1 protein-coding gene is annotated in these 671 nt (G+C 60.2%); it reads right to left on the bottom strand.

Translation table 11 applies throughout. From position 1 onward, the window contains the following. On the bottom strand, window positions 1-263 hold a 263-nt coding region (locus AX735_RS25375; RefSeq protein ID WP_156447564.1), incomplete at its 3' end, for a hypothetical protein. Window positions 264-671: the final 408 nt, after the last annotated feature.

Below are 671 nucleotides of genomic sequence, written 5' to 3'. Positions count from 1 at the left end.
GGCTCGCCCGGCTCGGTGCAAAAGTCGCCAGTCACCGTTTCGATCTCTCGCACCAGGACGTAATCACCAGCAGGGCGGGCGTTCTTGATGCGCTCCAAAGCCGCCACCAGCGCGGATGCGTCCTGGGATGGTGGATGGGCATAGAGCGTCCCGTTTAGCTCCCCGGTTTTAGGGTCGCGGCCACAACCATTAGGGCAACTGATATTCAGCCCATCGCAACTTGGGCACGGCTTAAGCGCCACGGCTTCCGGCTTATCGTTCATCGCTCTTTCCTTTCAAATGCTCCCCCCGCTCGATGGCTGCGCAAAGCGAAAGCACAACATCGTTAAAGTCGCGGCGTTGTGGCTCATGCAACCTATTGCGTGCATCGCCAGACATATCCGGCATTCGGTTTCCACTCACTAAAGGCGCGAATGCCGCCAGAGCGGGTATCCGCCCGCCATCGCCTCGCAGCCAAGCGACTATCGCCTCTCGTTCATTCATCGGGGTCATCCTTCTTGGATTGGTGGGGAAGGCGTCGGCAGGGGGCATACATGCACCGTTGATGCCGCTGGCACGATCCGATGCGGCACTGCTGCCAGCCTGTCTGTTCGGTCATGTGGTGGGGCCTTTCAGCTCATCTGCGTTGGCAAGCTCAAGCAGCACGTCGGCATGGCAGTCCTTGCCAGCGC

It is taken from the genome of Blastomonas sp. CCH1-A6, from assembly GCF_001556365.1.
Lineage (GTDB): Bacteria > Pseudomonadota > Alphaproteobacteria > Sphingomonadales > Sphingomonadaceae > Blastomonas > Blastomonas ursincola.
Note: the sequence above shows the minus strand (reverse complement) of the source record. Positions and strands in the feature narration are given on the sequence as shown.